The sequence below is a fragment of the Allorhizobium sonneratiae genome, from assembly GCF_023700755.1.
Taxonomy (GTDB): domain Bacteria; phylum Pseudomonadota; class Alphaproteobacteria; order Rhizobiales; family Rhizobiaceae; genus Allorhizobium; species Allorhizobium sonneratiae.
Map to the genome: position 1 here is coordinate 226,502 of NZ_JAMKOJ010000008.1, position 19,293 is coordinate 245,794.

Consider the following 19,293-nt stretch of genomic DNA (forward strand, 5'->3'; position numbering starts at 1 on the left):
TTATGGCTGGAGGGATGACATGAAGAACGTGACGCGGCTTGCTGCTTTTCTGTGTGCGGGTGTGGTTTTCGTAAACGGAACGGTGGCCTTTGCCGATACGACGGCAACGGCAGGCAGCCTGACCATCACCAACAAGGGACGGGTGGCCATTGGCCGCATTCCCGCCAGTCAGCGCGACAAATTTGGCGAGACCTTCGGTTCCGGTTCCGGCATGACCATGGATCTGACCAAATGGAAGAAGGATGGCGACCATTACACCGGTTCGCTGTGGCTGTTGCCCGACCGTGGCTACAATGTCGAAGGCACGACGGCCTATGATGACCGCATAAACCGCATCGATTTCACCCTGATGCCGGTTGCGCCGGGAGCAATACCCGCCAAAGGACAGGAGCAGACCGGTCTGAAGGCAAAGCTTGCCGAGACCGAAAAGCTCACCGATGACAAGGGCAAGCCGTTTACAGGTCTCGATCCCGAATCCGGTATTCGCAAGGCGGCAAACGGTTTTCCCGACATGCCGGAAGCCCGCAACGGCGAGATTTCCCTCGATCCGGAAGCGATTGTGCGCCTTGCCGACGGCTCTTTCATGATCAGCGACGAATACGGCCCCTATATCTACCACTATTCGGCGCAAGGAAAGCTGATCTCCGCCACGCAACCGCCCAAGGCCTTTCTGCCGATGCGCAAGGGCGCGCTGAATTTCTCGTCCGACAATGTCGGCGAGGGCGGCAAGGCGCCGGAACCGAAAAACCCGGATACGGGCCGTCAGAACAATCAGGGTTTTGAGGGTATGTCGCTGACGCCGGATGGCAAATATCTGATGGTTCTGTTGCAGTCGGCCACCCGTCAGGATGGCGGCGACGACAAGGAAACCCGGATGAACACCCGCGTTCTCGTTTACGATGCCGCCGATGTCGATCATCTGAAACTGGTGCATGAATATGTCGTGCCGCTGCCGAGCTTCAAGGACAGCAAGGGCAAGACCGTCGTTGCCGCTCAGAGCGAAATGCTGGCACTGAACGACACGGCCTTCCTGATGCTGGCCCGTGACAGCAATGCCGGGCAGGGATTGAAAAAGGCCAAGTCCACTTATCGCAGGATCGATCTTGTCGATGTCTCCGGCGCGACCGATATCGCCAACACCGATTTCGACGGGCTGAAGCCTGTGGCGCCGAAGGGCGTGGTTGATCCTTTCGTGACGGTGGCCAAGGTCAGTTCCTTCATTGATCTCAATGCTGAAAAGGATCTCGCCCGCTTCGGACTGCATAATGGCGAGCCCAACGACAGCAATAATCTTTCGGAAAAATGGGAAGCCATGTCGATTGCCCCGGTTGAGGACCCGGCGACCCCGGACGATTATTTCCTCTTCGTTGCCAATGACAACGACTTCCTCACCCAGCATGGCCACCAGGTCGGCGTCGATTACAAGGCCGAAAATGGTGCTGAGGTCGATACCATGTTTCAGGTGTTCCGCGTGACGCTGCCGGGCATGGCGAAGAATTAAATTTCTAAATTAGAGCGCCTTATTTTTGTATTTCTAATAAGGCGCTCTTTGTAAATTTTAAGGTCGTTCAACACTTATAATAACAGTTCCCATTGGAAATGTTATTTTATCGAAAACGATAACAACCTGGTCGGCATCTTCGGTGATTTCAAGTGTATTTACATTTGGTAATTGAACATTGATTTCCAAATTTTTCTGAACATTGATGGGTTTTCCATCTTTCCAGAATGTTGCAACGATCAGGGCTGATCCGGCTGTAACATTTTCAACAAGAAAACGGCTGCCTTTGATGACATCGCCCTTTTTGACGGATGCAGTTAGTGTTGAATCGCCAGAGGAGAAATTGGAAACGGAGAAATTTGCGGAAGCGAGTACTTTCATGATTTAATTCATATTTTAGAATGAAATTTTACACTAGAAAGTGTATTTTATTTTTTAAATAACTCAAGGTTGAAATTTATTGGTCGGTATTAATTACAAAAAAAGTCGCCTACATCAAAAGTAACGAAAAATTTTTCTTTACCGGAAAGATTTATCAGCCCTAAAATTTCAAGATTAAGCTGGTGGCCGCTGTGGGACTCGAACCCACACGGGCGTTGCCCGAGGCATTTTAAGTGCCTTCCGTCTACCTGTTTCGGCAAGCGGCCTTGTGCGATTGTGTTCGCGCGCCTGTTTCTCCGGTTTGTGCCATGCAGTCAAGGCCGGAAAGCGCAAAGAGTGACGGTTGACCTCATGAATTATCAGGCTTTTGTGTTGGTTCGCGCTGTGTTGAAAGGCTTGATTTGGCTCGGTTGCGGTTTAAACATAAAAGCCCGGTTTCAATAAGGCGTAATCCATGACAGAACAGACGCTCGTTACAGCCGCCATGCTGGCCATTGGCGATGAACTGCTTTCCGGTCGCACCAAGGACAAGAATATCGGCCATCTTGCCGATGTGCTGACCCTTGCCGGGATCGACCTCAAGGAAGTCCGGATCGTGGCCGACGAGCAGGAGGCAATTGTTGCGGCGCTCAATGCGCTGCGCAAGCGCTATACCTATGTCTTCACCTCCGGTGGCATCGGCCCGACCCATGATGACATCACCGCCGATGCCGTATCTGCCGCCTTCGGCCTGCCTTGCGTTCATGATGATAAAGCTATGACCCTGATGGGCGAGATGTATGCCCGCCGTGGGCTGGAGTTTACCGAGGCGCGCAAGCGCATGGCGCGGATGCCGCAAGGGGCGGAGCATATCGACAATCCCGTCTCCACCGCGCCCGGCTTCCGGGTGGAGAATGTCTATGTCATGGCGGGCGTGCCGCAGGTGTTTCAGGCCATGCTGGAAAATGTGGTGAAAACCCTGCCGGGAGGCGTGAAGGTGCTGTCGCGCGCCATTGCTTGCCCTTACGGCGAGGGCGAGATCGGCACGGCTCTGGGCGAAGTACAGAAGGCTCATCCGGAAACCAGCATCGGTTCCTATCCCCGTTATGACGGCAAGAGCGGTTTTCACACGGAGCTTGTCGTGCGCGCCCGCTCCGAGCCTGCCCTTGAGGCGGCCATTGTCGCAATCGAGGCGATGCTTGCCACGATCAAGGCCGGAAAAACGGTGCTGGAGGCCTGATCATGCACCGAAACATGGGCGATCACCCATGTTTGATCGAAGTCAAGGAACAAGCAGCATCAAGGGCGCATTCCTGTTGACGACAGCGGTGGGCGAAAAGCCCGGCGCAGCGTGTAAGGCCTCTCCTGACGAAATCGGGAAAGGTGTTGGATGAATGGAGGGTGGCATGACCTACAAGACAATTCTCACCGTTCTCGATCATGAAAAATCGGCCCGGCAATTGACGGCCTTTTCCATGGCGTTCGGCAGTCAGTTTGGTGCGCATGTGATCGGGCTGCACAGCGAAGCCCTCTCTACCCTGCCTTTGGTGGCCCCGATGGAGATTCCTGATCCGGTCGCTCTGGAAGCGATGCAGGAGATGGCCAACCGGGAAACGCTGGCCATCGCCAACTGCTTCAACGAGGCAGCGCGTGTGGAAGGCGTTTCAGCGGAATGGCGCAATATTGTCACCGCACTTGGTGTTTCCGGCTCCTTTATCGACAGTGCACGCACCGCCGACCTCATTCTGGCTGCCCAGAGCGAGCAGGGGGCGGCCTCGGACAATCGCAGCGAACTGGAGACAGCCCTTTATGAAAGCGGCAGACCAGTGCTGCTTGTGCCCTATATTCTGAAAGAGCCGAAGCCGATCCGGCGGGTGATGATTGCCTGGAACGGCTCGCGCGAGGCGGCAAGGGCAACTTTCGATGCCTTGCCCTTCCTGAAACAGGCCGAAAGCGTCGAGGTGTTCTGCGTGGTCAGTGATCGCAACCGGCAGATGGACAAGACCGTGGCCGGGGCTGATATTGCCGAGACCCTTGCCCGTCACGGCGTCAAGGTCACGGTGGTGAACAAGGGCCTGTCGGAACTCGACGCGGCCGCCCATATCGAAAACCGTCTCTCGGATGCCAGCATCGACCTTCTGGTCATGGGCGCTTATTCACAGAAGCGCTGGTGGGAGGCGCTGTTTGGCGGGGTTACCCGCACTCTGCTCGATTCAATGACGGCACTGACATTCCTGTCACGATAACTCATGTCAATCAGGCTAGGAGGGGGCGTTTGACGTTTCCCCTCTTGCCTTTTTGCGGTCATTGGTCCTATAGCACCAGCCCATGAACCGCAGCAGCTTTAGGGTGTTACGGCGTCTTATCTGCGTTCCGAAGAACGACTGACGTTGTAAACTCTTTCGGCGGGCTGCTCCTCATCATGATTTTGCGCGCCAGAGGCTGTATCTGATCTCTGGATGCATGCCGGAGCCGACCATGTCCCTTCCCGATAAAGCCTTTCCTGTTTCCTGGGATCAATTTCACCGTGATGCTCGTGCACTCGCATGGCGTCTGGCCGGTCTCGGCCAGGATTTCCGCGCCATCGTCTGCATCACCCGCGGCGGTCTGGTGCCGGCAGCCATCATCTCGCGCGAGTTGAACATCCGCCTCATTGAGACGGTCTGCATCGCCTCCTATCATGATTATGTCAATCAGGGTGAGATGAACCTGCTCAAGGGCATTTCCGCAGAGCTGACCACAGACGGCGGTGCTGGCGTGCTGGTGGTTGACGATCTGACCGATACGGGCAAGACTGCCTCGGAGGTGCGCGAAATGTTGCCGAAGGCGCATTTCGCCTGCGTTTACGCCAAGCCGAAGGGCGTGCCGACGGTGGATACTTTCGTCACCGAAGTCAGTCAGGACACCTGGATCTATTTCCCCTGGGATATGGGCTTTACCTATCAGGAGCCGATCGCCAAGGGGCACAAGGGCTGAGCCGTCCTTTGAGCATCTTATGTGCGTGATCAAACGCACATAAGATGCTGTAAAGGCTGATTTTCAAGAGTGTCCGAGCAGTCTTGAATCCACTTTGATCACCGCCTTGCGGATTTCCGTTGCGCCGCCCACCTCGCAGCAGGGGCGGTGAAATTCGCCGGGAAAGAACACGACGAAATCGCGGGGCTGAAGCGTGACGACATATTCGCTGTCACGGCCCGGATAAAAGGCAATGTCGTGTTTCTCCAGCCGGTCTTCCAGTGGCAAAAGTCCCGGATCGGGAAAGGCCACGCCATAGGCTTCGCGGCCCTTCAGCAGGATTTGCACATCGATATAACGGCGATGGGCTTCCGGACGGCAGTTCTCCGCTGCTTGCGTCGTCATTTCCTGAATGAGAAGAAAGATATCGTCACCATCGATCTCGTGCCTGCCAAGTGGCAGAGTGTCGAGATCGAGCGCAGTTGCTGCATCAATCGCCAAAATCAACGCGGAAGGAAGGGTTTGCCGGTAAAGCTGCCAGTGATCGAGAGAACCGGTTATCATTGTATGTTCCAAAACTGAGGCGGAGAAGCGGCACCGTGCGCTTTATCAAACGCACGGTGCCATGTGGTTACAGACTGGCGATGCGGGCGCGGAAATGCTCGGTGCCTTCGACGATCTTGTCGAGAACGGCATCCAGTGCCCAGAATTTTTCGCGGATATCGTAATCGATCACCCGGCAGCGAATGCTTTGGAATGTGCCGATGCGCTGATGGTAAAGCTTGGCCAGTCCCGGATAACCCAGCGCTTCCGATACGGCTGCAAGAACCAGAAACGTTGCCAGTTCCGACGCCAGTTCCAGATGGTTTTCGCCCTCGCGCCAGAGCCAGTTATAGAGGTCCGGGTGGAAATTGGTGAAGACGCCGTTGAAGCCCGGCACGCCAGCCTTCATCGCATCCCAGGCGATGGCGGCATTGGCATTGAGGATTTTCAAAGGCGTGCCGCGGGTAATGTCCAGACGCCGCTTGACGGTCTCCAGATCGCAGCTCACATCCTTCAGCATGATGAAACGACCGCTTGCGGCGCAATAGCGCAGTTCTTCATCGCTGAGCAGGCGGCGATAGGGGGCAGGGCATTCGTAAAGCCCGAGCGGAAGCTCTTTCGGCAGGGCGGCGAGCAGCGTGTCGAGCGTTGCCTTGAAGGTGGATGTGCCGTCATTCTTTGGATCGAGATGGTTGGTGACGAGGATCAGCCCGTCGGCGCCCACCTTGCTCATCGCCTGCAATTCCTCGATCTGACGGTCGAGATCGTCGCTGATATGGCCGGAGACGACGACCGGCAGGCGGCCTGCTGTTTTTTCCACCACGAAACGGCCGAGCGCGACGCGTTCTTCCAGCGTTAGAAACATCATTTCGCTGGACTGGCAGACGGCAAAGAGAGCGCCTGACCCTTTGGCGATATACCATTCGATCAACCGTTCAAGACCGGGATAATCGATCTCGCCATTGTCGTGAAAGGGGGTAAGCATAACGGGAATGACGCCCTGAATGGCTTGGCTTGTCATGATGAAAATCCGTTTTGAGGACGAAATCGGCTCACCGGGCCCGGAAAACCGGACCCGGAGAGCCGGGGTTGAAATTTGATGTCAGTTGTCGCCCATGGGCTTTCGCACCAGCACGAGATAGCTGCACGCGCCAATGAAGGCAAAGGCCGCGCCTGTCAGTAGCGCTGGCACAAAAGAGGAATATTCCGCGATAAAGCCGGTCAGGATCGGAGCGAGCGATCCACCGAGAAAACCGCCGAAATTCTGTAGCGAACCGAGAGAGGCAACACGGTTTTTCGGCGCGACCGCCGTGACCAGCGCCCAGGAGCAGGCCGAGGCGGCATTGGTCAGGAAGATGACCACGGAAATGCAGAAAACCGCGATGTCGTTATCCTTCACCAGCGCTGCCGGTACCGTAAAGGCGGCCATGCCCAGCATGGCAACGACAACCGGAATGCGGCGGCCAAGCACGGGCGAGCCTTCGGTTTTCTTGATGATCTTGTCCGACAGCCAGCCGGCCATCAGGCAACCGATAAAGCCACAGAAGAAGGGAACAGACGCCATGAAGCCGCTGCGGGCAAGGCTCATATGACGTTCATTGACCAGATAGGATGGCAGCCAGCTCAGATAGACCCAGTTGAGATAGACATTGCCGAAATAGCCGATGATCATGCCCCAGGTGGCGCGATGGGAAAACAGGTCCGCCCAGTCACCCAGCGTCACCTTCTGCTGCTTTTCCTCTGTTTCCGAGGAAAGATAGGCGCGTTCTTCGGCGGAAAGCGCCATGGTTTTTGGGTCGCGATAGAGCAGAAACCAGATGACAGCCATCACCATGCCAGCCGCACCGGTGATGATGAACACCCAGCGCCAGTCGAGAACGATCAGCAACTGGGTGAGGAGAAGCGGTGCAATGGCTGTGCCGAGCGGCGAGGCGGAATTGAAGATGCCGGTCGGCACGCCGCGCTTGCTCACCGGAAACCAGTTGCTGACAACGCGGGCGGCTGAGGGAAATTGTGGCGCTTCGCCAATGCCAAGCCCGATGCGGCTGAAAATGAACTGGGACAGCGAGGTGACAAAGCCGCCTGCCGCCTGCATCAGTGACCAGAAAATCAGGCCGAAACCCAGAAGACGGCGCGGCCCCAGCCGGTCGACCATCGCGCCGACCGGCAATTGCGCCAGTGCATAGCTCCAGGAAAACGCAGAAAGTAGCAGACCCATTTCCCCAAGTGACAGTCCCAGATCCTCCGCGATCCGGTGATTGGCAACCGCCAACGTGCCGCGATCCATATAGTTGATCACCCCGGCCACCATCAGCAGGCTCAGCGACACAATTTGCATACGCTTTACCCGGGGCGGCGCCTTGGTGTCCGGCCTGTCCTTTATGATTGCAGTTTCCTGATTGATCATGGTGCTCATTAGCCCTCTCCTCCTTGAATGACAGAACCATAGTGCGCGTCATGGCGGATGCCGTTTGTCGGTTCTGTCAGAGCCTCCCACGCGGCAACCGGGCGCTCCTCCGCGCGGCTCACGTTATGTAAGCGCTTACATGATCCGCTTTCATGAGGGTGTCAACGGGTGTACTCCATCAAAAAAGAGGGAGACCGGAATTAAATCGGTTAGATTTTTTTATCGCTTGCGTCGCGAACCATTCCAAGCGGATCGTCTTTACGCTACCAGACAGGCATGCGGTCAAGACGGGACGGGACATGACGGAAAACTCCGGTCAGCAGGAACAGGCGGCCCGGCGACTTCGCGAGGGCAGCGGTCGGGCAAAGCTGGAAGAGGTGGCGCATCTGGCCGGTGTGTCGACGGCGACTGTGTCGCGTGCCTATAACATGCCCGAAAAGGTCTCCTTGCAAACGCGTGAGAAGATATTTGCCGCCGCCAAGAGCGTCGGCTGGGTGCCCAATGCCGCGGGCAGGGCGCTGGCCTCCAATCGCAGCCATATTGCCGGGGTCATCATTCCGACGCTGGACAATGAAATTTTTTCCCATCAGGTCGGAGCCATGCAGCGTGTTTTTGCCGAGCATGGGCTGAACCTGTTGATCGCCTGCTCCAATTACAATCCCGATCTTGGTTTGCAGCAGGCAATGGCCATGATCGAGCGCGGCGTGGAAGCCATGGCTCTGGCCGGTGAGACCCATCCGCCTGCTCTTTATGAGCATCTGGAGCGGCTCGCCATTCCCTATGTCCTGACCTATGCCTATCGTCCCGGTGCAGATCACGCCATGGTCGGTTTCGACAATGAAGCGGCCTTTGCCCGCATGACCAACCATTTGATTGAGCTTGGACATCGGCGTTTTGCCGTTGTCATGCAGCCGAAAGACGATAACGACCGCGTCGAAGCCCGTCTGCGCGGTATTGAAAAAGCCCTGGCCTCTGCCGGTCTGTCGCTGGACGGGCAAAGCATGATGATCGGCAAGGCAAGTCTCGATTTCGGCATGGACTGTGCCGGAAGGCTTGCCGCTCTTCCAGTGCCCAGTCGGCCGACTGCGATTATATGCGGCAATGACACATTGGCCTTGGGGGTGCAGATGGGCATCGCCCGCGCCGGTTATCAAGTCCCGGAGGATTTTTCGGTGACCGGGTTCGACGATCTGGAATTATCCTCCCGAATTCGTCCGGCTCTGACAACCATGTTTGTCGATAACAGGCAGATCGGCAGGATTGCCGCAGAACAACTTGTGACTTGCCTCACGGGGAAGAGCGACAGGCCGCAGTCTCATGAAGTGGCCGTCAGCTTGCGGTTGCGTGAGAGCACGGCAGCTCCCGCTCAGGAACCATAAAGCACGCTTCTCGCCTTGAAGAGGTTTCGAATATCTCAAATACATCTGCGGCTTGAGATATTCGAAAAAGGAATGCCAAGAGTGATATTCAATAACACTCGATTTATGCAGCTCTTTGTCTCAGGTTCTTCTGGCCCTCACCGTTTTCCAGCCGGAACTGGTCAAGCTGAACCTGTAGATGTTGCGCTTCCTGCGCCAGAACCTGACTGGCGGCGGTTGTTTCTTCCACCATGGCGGCGTTCTGCTGTGTCATCTGGTCCATCTGGTTGACGGCGGTGTTGATTTCGGCAAGGGCCGTTGACTGTTCTTCCGATGCCTTGGCAATGCCGACGACATGACCATTCACGTCGTTGACCAGCTTGACGATTTCATTGAGTGCATCGCCGGTGGAGAGCACCAGCGATACACCGCTTTTGACATGGTCGCCCGAGGTGTTGATCAGGCTCTTGATGTCCTTGGCGGCGTTGGCGGAGCGTTGCGCCAGTTCGCGCACTTCCTGCGCCACGACGGCAAAGCCACGTCCGGCCTCACCGGCACGGGCTGCCTCGACACCCGCATTCAGCGCCAGAAGATTGGTTTGGAAGGCAATTTCGTCGATGACCGAGATGATCTGGCCGATCTTTTCCGAGGATTGTTCGATCTTGCCCATGGCGTCGATGGCATTCTTGACGATTTCGCCGGATTTGCCAGCGCTGTTCATGGTCTTTTCCACAAGGCTGCTGGCCTCACGCGCCTGACCAGTGGAGGTGCGTACCGTGGTGGTGATCTCTTCGAGTGCTGCGGCAGTTTCCTCAAGCGATGCGGCCTGCTGCTCCGTGCGCCGGGCAAGCTGGTTGGCGGCTGAACTCAGCTCACCGGAATTTCCGGTGATAACGCCCGACGCATTACGGATAGCCTGCATGGTCTGGCGGAGCGTCTGCATCGTGTGATTGACATTAGTTTGCAGCTCGGCAAACGCTCCCTCGAAGGTGCCCATCATATTCTGGCTGAGATCGGAAACGGCAAGGGCGGCAATCACGCGGCGCACCTCGGCAATACCGCGATCGACGCTGTCCACCAGCGTATTGACGCTTTCGGCAAAGCGTTGCAGATCGGCATCCTCATAGGTTTTGCTGATCCGCTGGGTAAAATCGCCCTTGGCGGCGGCGGAAACGATGGTGCTGATGCTGGACTGAAGATCGCTGCTCTGCTTTTGCAGGGCCGCTTCCTGCGCTTCCAGCTCCAGCATGTGTTGGCGATTGGCGCGGAAGATATCCAGCGTCCGTGCCATTTCGCCGATCTCGTCACCGCGGTCCGTGCCGGCGATGGTTTCGTTGAGGTCTCCAGCGGCAAGCCGGCTCATTGTGGCGGTGAGCCGACGCAACGGCATGGCAATGCCGCGCCGGGCCAGGATCGTGCTGATTGTCATGCCGATAGCAAGGCAGATTCCAGCCGTTGCCATGAGCACGATCATGGTCGTCCGTGCCTTGTCGATTGCCTCGGCCCGCGCAGCAGACAGAGTCTTTGCCGAATAGTTGCTGTAGACCTTGACGGCAGCCGTCACGGTCTTTTGCCCGTCAAGCGCCTTGTCCAGCGCCTTGCGCATCACGACAGGGTCCTTGCCCTGATCTGTCCCCGCAATCCTGACCATCCCTCGGATCGTGTCGAAATAGTCAGCGAGCGTGGTACGGATATCCTGAAGCTGTTTTTGTTCGTTTGCGTCGGCGGTGGAGGCGATCTTGGGCAGACGGGCCAGCATTTCTGCTGCGCGCTTTTCCGTTTCCTTGGCAAAATCCGCCGCCTTGTCCGGCTCCTGGGCCAGTTGATAGGTCATGCGGCTTATGGCGATGATGTCGATACGCAGATCCATGGCTTCGCGGGCCACTTCTTCGCGCGCACCTGTGTTTTGCAGGGAAGAGCCAAGCGATAGCAGACCGAGGCCGCCAGCTCCCGCAATCGCCAGGGCAACAAAGCCCATCATAACGACAACAAAACTGATTTTTTTCAAAATTGACAGATTATTGATCATCACAAGCCCTCTCGCCCACATCTTATGGTGCCCTGACACTCCATTGTCGTGACATTGTTGGTTTTCAGTTAAGTGCCATCTTAGGGAAAAGGAGTTAACATTCCCCCTGTTTTAGGGGTGAAACGCAGAAGCACGTGAAGCTTTGCCGAGATGATTCGGCCCTTTGCCAACCTAGATAGAGTGCGAAAGGGGCAAGCTTGTTCTCCACACCATTATCGGGCTGCGGCAAATCGGACAGTGGAAAAAAATCTCTTTATTTTGCATTAACCATCAAGCTTTGGGCCCAAGTCTCTGAATTCCCTAGGCTAGAGGCTTTCCCCGTTTTCCACAGCTCTCAGACACAAGATGTAGGGTTAATGAATTGGCAACAAACCAGCCCTTGACGGCGCGCTCTGTTCCGCGATTAATGAAACTTATGTTGCGGCGGCGGCTGAACCGGAAGACCTGAACAAGGCCGGTTCTGAAATTCAGCGGACAGGTTCTGAATGACATCGGTGAGGCGGATGCGCTTGACCGGGACGGGGACCTTGCGTGGAATTTAAGCCAATTGCCACACAATGTGATTGGTAATAACAAGCTGTGGATACTATATTTTGTATTTGCGAACGCGCCAATCACAACATAAAGAGCGAAACCATCATGATGATTGGCCTCGCTTGTTAGACGAGCGAACCAGCGGCTGCCGGTGAAACGGCATGGCCCATCCCTTTTTGCGCCTTTTTTGAGGGCGCCCAGTTGAACGAGGACAATTGAGATGCGCATTGAACGTCGTTTCACCAAGGCTGGGCAGTCTGCCTATGCTCAGATCGAATTCCGCAAGGGGATCAGTGAAATCAAGAATCCGGACGGTTCGATCGTCTTCCGGCTGGCCGATATCGATGTTCCGGCGCAGTTCAGCCAGGTGGCGACCGATGTTCTGGCGCAGAAATATTTCCGCAAGGCGGGCGTACCGAAAATTCTGAAAAAGGTTGAGGAAAACGACGTTCCCTCCTTCCTGTGGCGGTCGGTTGCCGATGAAAAGGCAATGAAGGACCTGCCCGAAGAGGAACGTTACGGTTCGGAAACCGATGCGCGTCAGGTTTTCGATCGTCTGGCCGGCACCTGGACCTATTGGGGCTGGAAGGGCAAATATTTCACCTCGGAAGAGGATGCGATGGCCTTCCGCGACGAGCTTGCCTATATGCTCGCCACCCAGCGCGTGGCTCCCAACAGCCCGCAATGGTTCAACACCGGCCTGCACTGGGCCTATGGCATTGACGGTCCGGGGCAGGGCCATTTCTATGTCGATCCCTTCACCGGCAAGCTCACCAAGTCCAAGTCGGCCTATGAGCATCCGCAGCCGCATGCCTGCTTCATCCAGTCCGTGGAAGACGATCTGGTCAATGAAGGCGGCATCATGGATCTGTGGGTGCGCGAAGCCCGCCTGTTCAAATACGGCTCCGGCACCGGCTCCAACTTCTCGCTGCTGCGCGGCGAGGGCGAAAAGCTGTCGGGCGGCGGCCGTTCCTCGGGCCTGATGAGCTTCCTGAAGATCGGTGACCGGGCAGCCGGTGCGATCAAATCGGGTGGCACCACGCGCCGCGCGGCCAAGATGGTGGTTGTCGACATCGACCATCCGGATATCGAAAGCTACATCGACTGGAAGGTGAAGGAAGAGCAGAAGGTTGCCGCCCTCGTCACCGGTTCAAAGATTGTCGCCAAGCACTTGAAGGCGATCATGAAGGCCTGCGTCAATTGCTCGGCCGAGAATGACGCCTGCTTTGATCCCAATGAAAACCCGGCCCTCAAGCGCGAAATCCGCGCTGCCAAGAAGGATCAGGTGCCGGAAAACTACATCAAGCGGGTCATCCAGTTCGCGAAGCAGGGCTACAAGGATCTCGACTTCAAGACCTATGATACCGATTGGGATTCGGAAGCCTATCTCACTGTTTCCGGCCAGAACTCCAACAATTCCGTCTCGCTGAAGGACGATTTCCTCCGCGCCGTTGAAAAGGATGGTACGTGGAACCTGACGGCGCGTCGCGACGGCAAGGTGATGAAGACGCTGAAGGCGCGCGATCTGTGGGAAAAGATTTCCTACGCCGCCTGGGCGTCTGCCGATCCGGGCCTGCATTTCAACACGACGATGAACGACTGGCACACCTGCCCGGCAGCCGGCCCGATCCGCGCCTCCAATCCGTGCTCGGAATATATGTTCCTGGACGATACGGCCTGCAATCTGGCTTCTCTGAACCTGTTGCAGTTCAAGGATGCGGCGACGAAAAAGATCAACATCGCCGATTACGAACATGCCGTGCGCCTGTGGACAGTCGTTCTGGAAATCTCCGTCATGATGGCGCAGTTCCCTTCGCGCCGGATTGCCGAACTTTCCTATGAATACCGCACGCTGGGTCTCGGTTACGCCAATATCGGCGGTCTGCTGATGTCTTCGGGCATTCCCTATGATTCGGCAGAAGGCCGCGCCATCTGCGGTGCGCTGACCGCCATCATGACCGGCGTCTGCTATGCAACGTCTGCGGAAATCGCGTCCGAGCTTGGTCCTTTCCCCGGTTACGGCCCGAACCGCGAGCATATGCTGCGTGTCATCCGCAACCATCGCCGCGCCGCCCATGGCGAGGCCAAGGGCTATGAAGGCCTGTCCGTCGATCCGGTTCCGCTCGCCCATGCCGATTGCACCGATCCGGCGCTGATTGCCCATGCCAAAGCCGCCTGGGACAAGGCACTTGAGCTTGGCGAACAGCACGGCTATCGCAATGCGCAGGTTTCGGTTATCGCCCCGACCGGCACGATCGGCCTCGTCATGGATTGCGACACCACCGGTATCGAACCGGATTTCGCGCTGGTGAAGTTCAAGAAACTGGCCGGTGGCGGCTATTTCAAGATCATCAACGGCGCTGTGCCCGAAGCGCTGCGCACGCTGGGCTATAGCGAAAGCCAGATTGCCGAGATCGAGGCCTATGCCGTCGGTCACGGCAATCTCAATCAGGCGCCGGGCGTCAATCCCGGTTCGCTGAAGGCCAAGGGTTTTTCCGATGAGAAGATCGAGGCCGTCAACGGCGCGCTGAAGAGCGCTTTCGATATCAAATTCGTCTTCAACCAGTGGACGCTGGGTGCGGATTTCATGAAGGACAAGCTCGGCGTTTCCGACGAACAGCTTGCCGATATGAGCTTCAACCTGCTCGACCATCTCGGCTTCACGAAGAAAGAGATCGAAGCGGCCAATATCCATGTCTGCGGCGCGATGACGCTGGAAGGCGCGCCCTTCCTCAAGGCCGAGCACCTGCCGGTGTTCGATTGCGCCAATCCTTGCGGCAAGATCGGCAAGCGGTATCTTTCGGTTGAAAGCCATATCCGCATGATGGCGGCAGCCCAGCCCTTCATCTCGGGCGCGATCTCCAAGACGATCAACATGCCGAACGAGGCGACCGTCGAGGATTGTGGCGCTGCCTATATGCTCTCCTGGAAACTGGCGCTGAAGGCCAATGCGCTTTACCGCGATGGCTCGAAGCTTTCCCAGCCGCTCAATGCCTCGCTGATCGAGGATGAGGACGAAGAGGATGCGCTGGAGGAACTGGTCGCCCAGCCCGCCGCCGCTCAGGCCGTCACCATCACCGAACGGATCGTTGAACGGATTGTCGAGCGCGTGGTGCGCGAACAGGAAAAACTGCCGCATCGCCGCAAGGGCTATACCCAGAAGGCCAAGATCGGCGGGCACACCATCTTCCTGCGCACCGGCGAATATGACGATGGCCGCCTTGGCGAAATCTTCCTGGATATGAACAAGGAAGGTTCGGCGCTGCGCGCCTTCATCAACAACTTCGCCATCTCCGTGTCGCTCGGCCTGCAATATGGCGTGCCGCTGGAAGAATATGTCGATGCCTTCACCTTCACCAAGTTTGAACCGGCAGGCATGGTGACCGGCAATGACGCGATCAAGAACGCTACGTCCATCCTCGACTACGTGTTCCGCGAACTGGCAATCTCCTATCTCGGCCGCCAGGACCTTGCCCATGTCGATACGTCTGATTTCGACAACACGGCGCTGGGTCGCGGCCTGAAGGAGGGCAGGGCCGATGTGGTGTCGAAGGGCCTGACGCGCGGCTATAAGCCAACGCTGGTTTCCTCGACCTCCGTTGCCGGCACGGCAGAACCGCGTGGCGCTGCCACCGCCAGCCCGGCCAAGGCCAGTGCTGCCGGCAATGTCACCGCCTTCTCCGGCAACACCGCCCGCAAGCTCGACGTGACCACGGCCGTCGCCACCTCGGAAGTCGTCTCCTTCAAACGTGACTATGAGGAGCGCGCAGCGGAACTTGCCGAAGAGGTCGCAGAAGAAAGCCTCTTCACCGACAGCGCCGCAGAGGCCGCCGAAGCCGCCAAGGCCGAAGCCAAGAAGATGGAAAACCAGCGCCGTATGCGCTCCATCGCTCAGGGCTATACCGGCAATATGTGCTCCGAGTGCCAGAACTTTACCATGGTGCGCAACGGCACCTGCGAAAAGTGCGACACCTGCGGCGCAACGAGCGGATGCAGCTGATTTAGCTGCGGATAAATTAAAAAAGTTCAGCCCGGAGATCATCTTCGGGCTGAACTATTGATGCGAACGGGCAACTTTGCCGCGCGTGCTCCAACCTCTTGTCTTCACGGACGACATATCGGTCAGGCCCTGTATTACGCTTCTATGGGGCAGGAGCAGAAACCAAGCACCTTTAGCGGATGCACCCTTGATCGCCCGTATGTCTCTAAAACATCAGCGGCGGGCAATGACGCCGCAGACCCGGCCGATAATCTTCAGCTTTGCCATCTCCACCGTGAAGGCCTGCAGGCTGGCATTGTCGGACAGGATTATCACCTGCGGCGGATTGGAAAACGGCACACGCTGCAGCCGCCGGATATCTGGCGTCGAGGTGCCGTCGCTGATGACGTAGACTGCATCCGCCACCAGTGTCTTTTGCGAAAGATCGACCAGCACCCGATCACCCGGCTGATAGCTCGGCAGCATGGCCTGACCGGTCACCGCCATGACGATGGTGTGGCGGGCGGAGAGCTTAAGCTCGTCCTTCAGATAAGACTCGGGAAAATGCCATTCGGCAACGACCTGATCGAAAGACAGGGCGTCATCGGCAGCAATCAGGGCAGCAATCTCGGTTTCAGACGTGTGGGTCAGGTCGATTTCCGGCAGGGCGCCAACCGTGCGGGGTCGGTAGCGATGGCTGTGAGCAGCTGATGTTTCCGCCGCCGGTGGCGTCATTGGGGTGCGCATTTGCGGCAACTGCCCCTCTGTCATGCCGGTCATATCCCAGATCTCGGCCTTCATGATCGGCGGCTGCCCCTTGCCAAGCATGGCCTGCTCCAGCTTATGCGCCAGATCGGGACTGATGAAGGCTTTGCGATATTCGCCATCCGTCAGATAGCGCTGGATGCTGGAGGCCCGGGCATAGCCCATGGCCTGCGCCAGTTCATCCATGGTCATATTCGCGCGTTTCATCAGGGCGCGCAGCCTGGATGGGATCGGTGACATTGGCATGATCTTTTTTACGCAGAATGCGTTTACGTTTTCTACGTTGACAAATTTACGTATAAAACGTAATTATGCGTAAAGACGAAGCGATGCAAGCTCTGTTTCGTTGATTTTTGAAAGTGATATTCTCAGGAGCCGATTTCGATGAATGAATTGAAGGGATATGCGCAGGCCGTTACCAAAGGCTGGTGGGCCATGCTGAGACTGCCGCGCGATGGCAGTGCCCGCCCGCTTCTGGGCAAGGGTGGCGAGCCGCAGGTGTTTGCAACCGAGCTTGAGGCGGTGAAGGCGGTCAACCGGCATCTGCTGGCCTATGTCAATGGCGGATACCGCCATAGCGGCCACAGAGCGAAGGCGCATCGGCAGGCTGCCAATGCGCTGTTTTCCATACCCAAAAGACCGGGGCACGCTTGAGAGCTGCTGCCTGTTTCCCCCTGATCTGATTTTCCCGAAAAGAGACTAGGATGAACGACGCAAATATGTTTGCGGCGCTACGTGCGCCTTTGTTTTCCGGACGGCTTGCCCAGCCGCAGGTTGATGGCATCCATGCGCTTCTGGCGGAGACGCGCGCGCAGTCTTTAAGCCTGCACCAGACAGCTTATGTGCTGGCCACCGCCTATCACGAGACGGCGAAAACCATGCAGCCGATTGCCGAATATGGCAAAGGCAAAGGGCGCCCCTATGGCGTGCCGGGCCGCAATCACGGGCAGATCGCCTATGGACGGGGCTTTGTTCAGACGACATGGGACAGAAATTATGAGCGCACCGACAGGGAGCTCGGCCTGAATGGCCGGTTGATCGCCGATTACGATCTGCTGTTGACCGATATCGATCTTGCGGCAAAAGCCGCCGTTACCGGCATGGTGCAAGGCTGGTACACGGGCAAAAAACTGGCCGATTACATTGGCGACGATCGATGCGATTTCGTCAATGCAAGGCGCATCATCAACGGCATAGACCGGGCCGAATTGATTGCTGGTTATGCACACGCCTTTTTCCATGGTTTTGAGGCGGGTGATGCCGGGGCAGGTGAGGCATGAACACCAATTTCCTCCACAACATCATCAACATGCTGATTGCGGCGGTGCCAGCGCTGTCGCTCTTCGACTGGACGCCGTTCTTCAGCGAGGGGACCTCGCTGAAAATCGTCGGTCTGCTCGGCCTCGTCAAAATTCTGATCAATGCCTGGCGCGATGGCCCCTCAGGCATGGTCAGGCCGCAGCCGCCGGTGAGGGGTAATTGAGATCTTACCTTTGAGAAAGTACTGAAATGATTTCCCTTTTTGACAAGCTTTATATTGTCGCGGGTCTTGCGGCGGGGCTTCTTGCCTATGGCGCCTATGACTGGCTGATCGGTTATCCGCATGAAAAGGCGGTGATTGAGGCGGCCATGGTGAGCAAGGCTGAAGCAGAGGCGCTTCAGGCCCGGCTGGCGCGGGAAACGCAATTGCGTGAAGCGGCGGAACAGGCCGAAAACGAGGCTGAAGCGCGCGAAGCCGCAACAGAGGCCGCCAGAGCCGCAACCGAGGCCAAAATCACCGATCTTCAGCGGCAGGCGGCAAGCCAGCCGGGTCTATCCCACTGGACAGCGGAGGAATTGCAATGGCTGCAAGAGCATTGATGGCCTGTCTTCCTGCCGGGCTTCTTCTGGCGCTGGCCGGATGCGGCAGCACCGACAGGGCTTTGCAGCAGGCCGCAACGATGAAAGGGCAGGCAACGGCACAGTTGGCGCTGCCCACTTTGCCCAATGCCTGCACGGCCAAAACGGGCAGGGTTGTGCCGGGCCTGAATGAGCCGCACGTGATCACCCAGAAGCGCTGGGAGGTCGTTGCCGATCATCGCGACCGCCAGTCGGCGGATTGCCGCAGTTGGTGGCAAAGCTATCGCAAGGGGGTGGAAGGGGAAAAGCCATGATGAGGCGTTTTTATCTGACCCGGAAAATTCTGGAGGTGACGACGGCTGCCAGCACGCAAGACCGGCCACGCTTCAAAATGGATATTAGCCTCAATACGCTGATCCATCTGATAACCCTGGCCGGCTTCGTTGCCGGCGGCGGCTATGTCTGGGCCGAGACTCGCAGCGATCTGCAGGATCTGTTGCGGTGGCGACTGACAGCTGAAACACGACAGAGCGCGGATGAAGGCAAGATCGAGGAGCGGTTCAGATCAACCGACGCTGAACTGCGTAAGCTCGACAATCTGGCCTATCGCGTTTCGCTTGCCGAGCAATCGGCAGGCGTCACCGCCACGGCACTCAGAGATCTGCAAAAAACAGTTGCCGAGCAGGCAGGCGATCTGAAGGTCATGCGTGAAATCCTGCAAAGGCTGGATAAGGTCCACGTTACTGACAGGCCGTGATGGAGAAAGACCAAGGCGCATTCCAAGAATTTTGAAGTTTTTTCAATATCCTGCATCGGGATTATCAGATTGGTCGGTGGAAAGCCGGCAAAATTTGGAAAATCCTCTTGCGCTCTTTGAAGAACCGTTCTAAATGCGCCCCACCACACGCAAAAACTTTGGAATGGCCTCGTGGCGGAGTGGTTACGCAGAGGACTGCAAATCCTTGCACCCCGGTTCGATTCCGGGCGAGGCCTCCATTCCCAATGATTTTATTTGTTAAATTC

The 19,293-nt window shown here is 57.0% G+C and carries 18 protein-coding genes and 2 tRNA genes; 13 read left to right on the forward strand and 7 right to left on the reverse strand.

The window, feature by feature from the left end; genetic code table 11:
- Nucleotides 1-19: 19 nt before the first annotated feature.
- Complete coding sequence (locus NAC44_RS15750) at nucleotides 20-1,501, forward strand: esterase-like activity of phytase family protein (RefSeq protein WP_250942292.1); 1,482 nt, start codon at nucleotides 20-22, stop codon at nucleotides 1,499-1,501.
- Nucleotides 1,502-1,558: 57 nt separating this feature from the next.
- Here NAC44_RS15750 and NAC44_RS15755 read toward each other — a convergent pair whose 3' ends face one another.
- A complete protein-coding gene (locus NAC44_RS15755) occupies nucleotides 1,559-1,882 on the reverse strand; it encodes a hypothetical protein (protein ID WP_250942294.1) in 324 nt (107 codons plus the stop codon).
- A gap of 180 nt (nucleotides 1,883-2,062) precedes the next feature.
- Nucleotides 2,063-2,148 (reverse strand) — tRNA-Leu (locus tag NAC44_RS15760).
- Between the two features lie 188 nt (nucleotides 2,149-2,336).
- On the opposite strand from NAC44_RS15760, the gene NAC44_RS15765 reads away from it, so the two are divergent.
- From NAC44_RS15765 to gpt, 3 genes are all read left to right on the forward strand, one after another.
- Nucleotides 2,337-3,101, forward strand: coding sequence for a competence/damage-inducible protein A (locus NAC44_RS15765; protein ID WP_250942296.1), 765 nt, complete (start codon nucleotides 2,337-2,339; stop codon nucleotides 3,099-3,101).
- Between the two features lie 166 nt (nucleotides 3,102-3,267).
- Nucleotides 3,268-4,107, forward strand: a complete 840-nt coding sequence (locus tag NAC44_RS15770; protein ID WP_250942298.1) for a universal stress protein — start codon at nucleotides 3,268-3,270, stop codon at nucleotides 4,105-4,107.
- A gap of 232 nt (nucleotides 4,108-4,339) precedes the next feature.
- Complete coding sequence (gpt, locus tag NAC44_RS15775) at nucleotides 4,340-4,837, forward strand: xanthine phosphoribosyltransferase (protein WP_250942300.1); 498 nt, start codon at nucleotides 4,340-4,342, stop codon at nucleotides 4,835-4,837.
- A 63-nt stretch (nucleotides 4,838-4,900) separates the two neighbouring features.
- Here the strand turns inward: gpt and NAC44_RS15780 are convergent, their stop codons facing one another.
- The 3 genes from NAC44_RS15780 to NAC44_RS15790 all read right to left on the reverse strand — a co-directional run bounded on the left by NAC44_RS15780 (nucleotide 4,901) and on the right by NAC44_RS15790 (nucleotide 7,775).
- A complete protein-coding gene (locus NAC44_RS15780) occupies nucleotides 4,901-5,380 on the reverse strand; it encodes a NanQ anomerase/TabA/YiaL family protein (RefSeq protein ID WP_250942302.1) in 480 nt (159 codons plus the stop codon).
- 67 nt (nucleotides 5,381-5,447) lie between these two features.
- Complete coding sequence (locus NAC44_RS15785; RefSeq protein ID WP_250942304.1) at nucleotides 5,448-6,380, reverse strand: dihydrodipicolinate synthase family protein; 933 nt, start codon at nucleotides 6,378-6,380, stop codon at nucleotides 5,448-5,450.
- Between the two features lie 81 nt (nucleotides 6,381-6,461).
- Nucleotides 6,462-7,775, reverse strand: a complete 1,314-nt coding sequence (locus tag NAC44_RS15790; protein ID WP_250942306.1) for an MFS transporter — start codon at nucleotides 7,773-7,775, stop codon at nucleotides 6,462-6,464.
- A gap of 290 nt (nucleotides 7,776-8,065) precedes the next feature.
- On the opposite strand from NAC44_RS15790, the gene NAC44_RS15795 reads away from it, so the two are divergent.
- Nucleotides 8,066-9,145: a LacI family DNA-binding transcriptional regulator gene (locus tag NAC44_RS15795; protein WP_250942308.1), complete on the forward strand. Its 1,080-nt coding sequence runs from the start codon at nucleotides 8,066-8,068 to the stop codon at nucleotides 9,143-9,145.
- 103 nt (nucleotides 9,146-9,248) lie between these two features.
- On the opposite strand, the gene NAC44_RS15800 is transcribed toward NAC44_RS15795, so the two are convergent.
- Nucleotides 9,249-11,102 (reverse strand): methyl-accepting chemotaxis protein, encoded by a 1,854-nt coding sequence (locus NAC44_RS15800; protein WP_250942310.1) that lies wholly within the window; start codon nucleotides 11,100-11,102, stop codon nucleotides 9,249-9,251.
- Between the two features lie 805 nt (nucleotides 11,103-11,907).
- On the opposite strand from NAC44_RS15800, the gene NAC44_RS15805 reads away from it, so the two are divergent.
- Complete coding sequence (locus NAC44_RS15805; RefSeq protein ID WP_250942312.1) at nucleotides 11,908-15,687, forward strand: vitamin B12-dependent ribonucleotide reductase; 3,780 nt, start codon at nucleotides 11,908-11,910, stop codon at nucleotides 15,685-15,687.
- A gap of 213 nt (nucleotides 15,688-15,900) precedes the next feature.
- On the opposite strand, the gene NAC44_RS15810 is transcribed toward NAC44_RS15805, so the two are convergent.
- A complete protein-coding gene (locus NAC44_RS15810) occupies nucleotides 15,901-16,638 on the reverse strand; it encodes a LexA family transcriptional regulator (protein WP_250942314.1) in 738 nt (245 codons plus the stop codon).
- A 177-nt stretch (nucleotides 16,639-16,815) separates the two neighbouring features.
- Between NAC44_RS15810 and NAC44_RS15815 the strand changes: the two genes are divergently transcribed.
- The 7 genes from NAC44_RS15815 to NAC44_RS15845 all read left to right on the forward strand — a co-directional run bounded on the left by NAC44_RS15815 (nucleotide 16,816) and on the right by NAC44_RS15845 (nucleotide 19,266).
- On the forward strand, nucleotides 16,816-17,085 hold the full coding sequence (locus NAC44_RS15815; protein WP_250942315.1) for a hypothetical protein: 270 nt from the start codon (nucleotides 16,816-16,818) through the stop codon (nucleotides 17,083-17,085).
- A 50-nt stretch (nucleotides 17,086-17,135) separates the two neighbouring features.
- Complete coding sequence (locus tag NAC44_RS15820) at nucleotides 17,136-17,711, forward strand: lysozyme family protein (RefSeq protein WP_250942317.1); 576 nt, start codon at nucleotides 17,136-17,138, stop codon at nucleotides 17,709-17,711.
- Nucleotides 17,708-17,914 (forward strand): hypothetical protein, encoded by a 207-nt coding sequence (locus NAC44_RS15825; RefSeq protein ID WP_250942318.1) that lies wholly within the window; start codon nucleotides 17,708-17,710, stop codon nucleotides 17,912-17,914. The genes NAC44_RS15820 and NAC44_RS15825 overlap by 4 nt, the downstream gene beginning before the upstream one ends.
- Before the next feature lie 26 nt (nucleotides 17,915-17,940).
- Nucleotides 17,941-18,291 carry a hypothetical protein gene (locus tag NAC44_RS15830; RefSeq protein WP_250942320.1) on the forward strand — a complete coding sequence of 117 codons (351 nt, stop codon included), beginning with the start codon at nucleotides 17,941-17,943 and terminating at the stop codon, nucleotides 18,289-18,291.
- On the forward strand, nucleotides 18,273-18,584 hold the full coding sequence (locus NAC44_RS15835) for a hypothetical protein (RefSeq protein WP_250942322.1): 312 nt from the start codon (nucleotides 18,273-18,275) through the stop codon (nucleotides 18,582-18,584). Before NAC44_RS15830 ends, NAC44_RS15835 begins: the two co-directional genes overlap by 19 nt.
- Entirely contained in the window at nucleotides 18,581-19,027 is a 447-nt protein-coding gene (locus NAC44_RS15840) for a hypothetical protein (RefSeq protein WP_250942324.1), read from the forward strand. Before NAC44_RS15835 ends, NAC44_RS15840 begins: the two co-directional genes overlap by 4 nt.
- A gap of 165 nt (nucleotides 19,028-19,192) precedes the next feature.
- Nucleotides 19,193-19,266, forward strand: a tRNA-Cys gene (locus tag NAC44_RS15845).
- Nucleotides 19,267-19,293 lie beyond the last annotated feature (27 nt).

Coding starts and splice junctions, on each gene's coding strand:
- NAC44_RS15750 (WP_250942292.1), top strand. CDS start 20: ATGAAGAACGTGACGCGGCTTGCTGCTTTTCTGTGTGCGGGTGTGGTT.
- NAC44_RS15755 (WP_250942294.1), bottom strand. CDS start 1,882: ATGAAAGTACTCGCTTCCGCAAATTTCTCCGTTTCCAATTTCTCCTCT.
- NAC44_RS15765 (WP_250942296.1), top strand. CDS start 2,337: ATGACAGAACAGACGCTCGTTACAGCCGCCATGCTGGCCATTGGCGAT.
- NAC44_RS15770 (WP_250942298.1), top strand. CDS start 3,268: ATGACCTACAAGACAATTCTCACCGTTCTCGATCATGAAAAATCGGCC.
- gpt (WP_250942300.1), top strand. CDS start 4,340: ATGTCCCTTCCCGATAAAGCCTTTCCTGTTTCCTGGGATCAATTTCAC.
- NAC44_RS15780 (WP_250942302.1), bottom strand. CDS start 5,380: ATGATAACCGGTTCTCTCGATCACTGGCAGCTTTACCGGCAAACCCTT.
- NAC44_RS15785 (WP_250942304.1), bottom strand. CDS start 6,380: ATGACAAGCCAAGCCATTCAGGGCGTCATTCCCGTTATGCTTACCCCC.
- NAC44_RS15790 (WP_250942306.1), bottom strand. CDS start 7,775: ATGAGCACCATGATCAATCAGGAAACTGCAATCATAAAGGACAGGCCG.
- NAC44_RS15795 (WP_250942308.1), top strand. CDS start 8,066: ATGACGGAAAACTCCGGTCAGCAGGAACAGGCGGCCCGGCGACTTCGC.
- NAC44_RS15800 (WP_250942310.1), bottom strand. CDS start 11,102: ATGGGCTTTGTTGCCCTGGCGATTGCGGGAGCTGGCGGCCTCGGTCTG.
- NAC44_RS15805 (WP_250942312.1), top strand. CDS start 11,908: ATGCGCATTGAACGTCGTTTCACCAAGGCTGGGCAGTCTGCCTATGCT.
- NAC44_RS15810 (WP_250942314.1), bottom strand. CDS start 16,638: ATGAAACGCGCGAATATGACCATGGATGAACTGGCGCAGGCCATGGGC.
- NAC44_RS15815 (WP_250942315.1), top strand. CDS start 16,816: ATGAATGAATTGAAGGGATATGCGCAGGCCGTTACCAAAGGCTGGTGG.
- NAC44_RS15820 (WP_250942317.1), top strand. CDS start 17,136: ATGAACGACGCAAATATGTTTGCGGCGCTACGTGCGCCTTTGTTTTCC.
- NAC44_RS15825 (WP_250942318.1), top strand. CDS start 17,708: ATGAACACCAATTTCCTCCACAACATCATCAACATGCTGATTGCGGCG.
- NAC44_RS15830 (WP_250942320.1), top strand. CDS start 17,941: ATGATTTCCCTTTTTGACAAGCTTTATATTGTCGCGGGTCTTGCGGCG.
- NAC44_RS15835 (WP_250942322.1), top strand. CDS start 18,273: ATGGCTGCAAGAGCATTGATGGCCTGTCTTCCTGCCGGGCTTCTTCTG.
- NAC44_RS15840 (WP_250942324.1), top strand. CDS start 18,581: ATGATGAGGCGTTTTTATCTGACCCGGAAAATTCTGGAGGTGACGACG.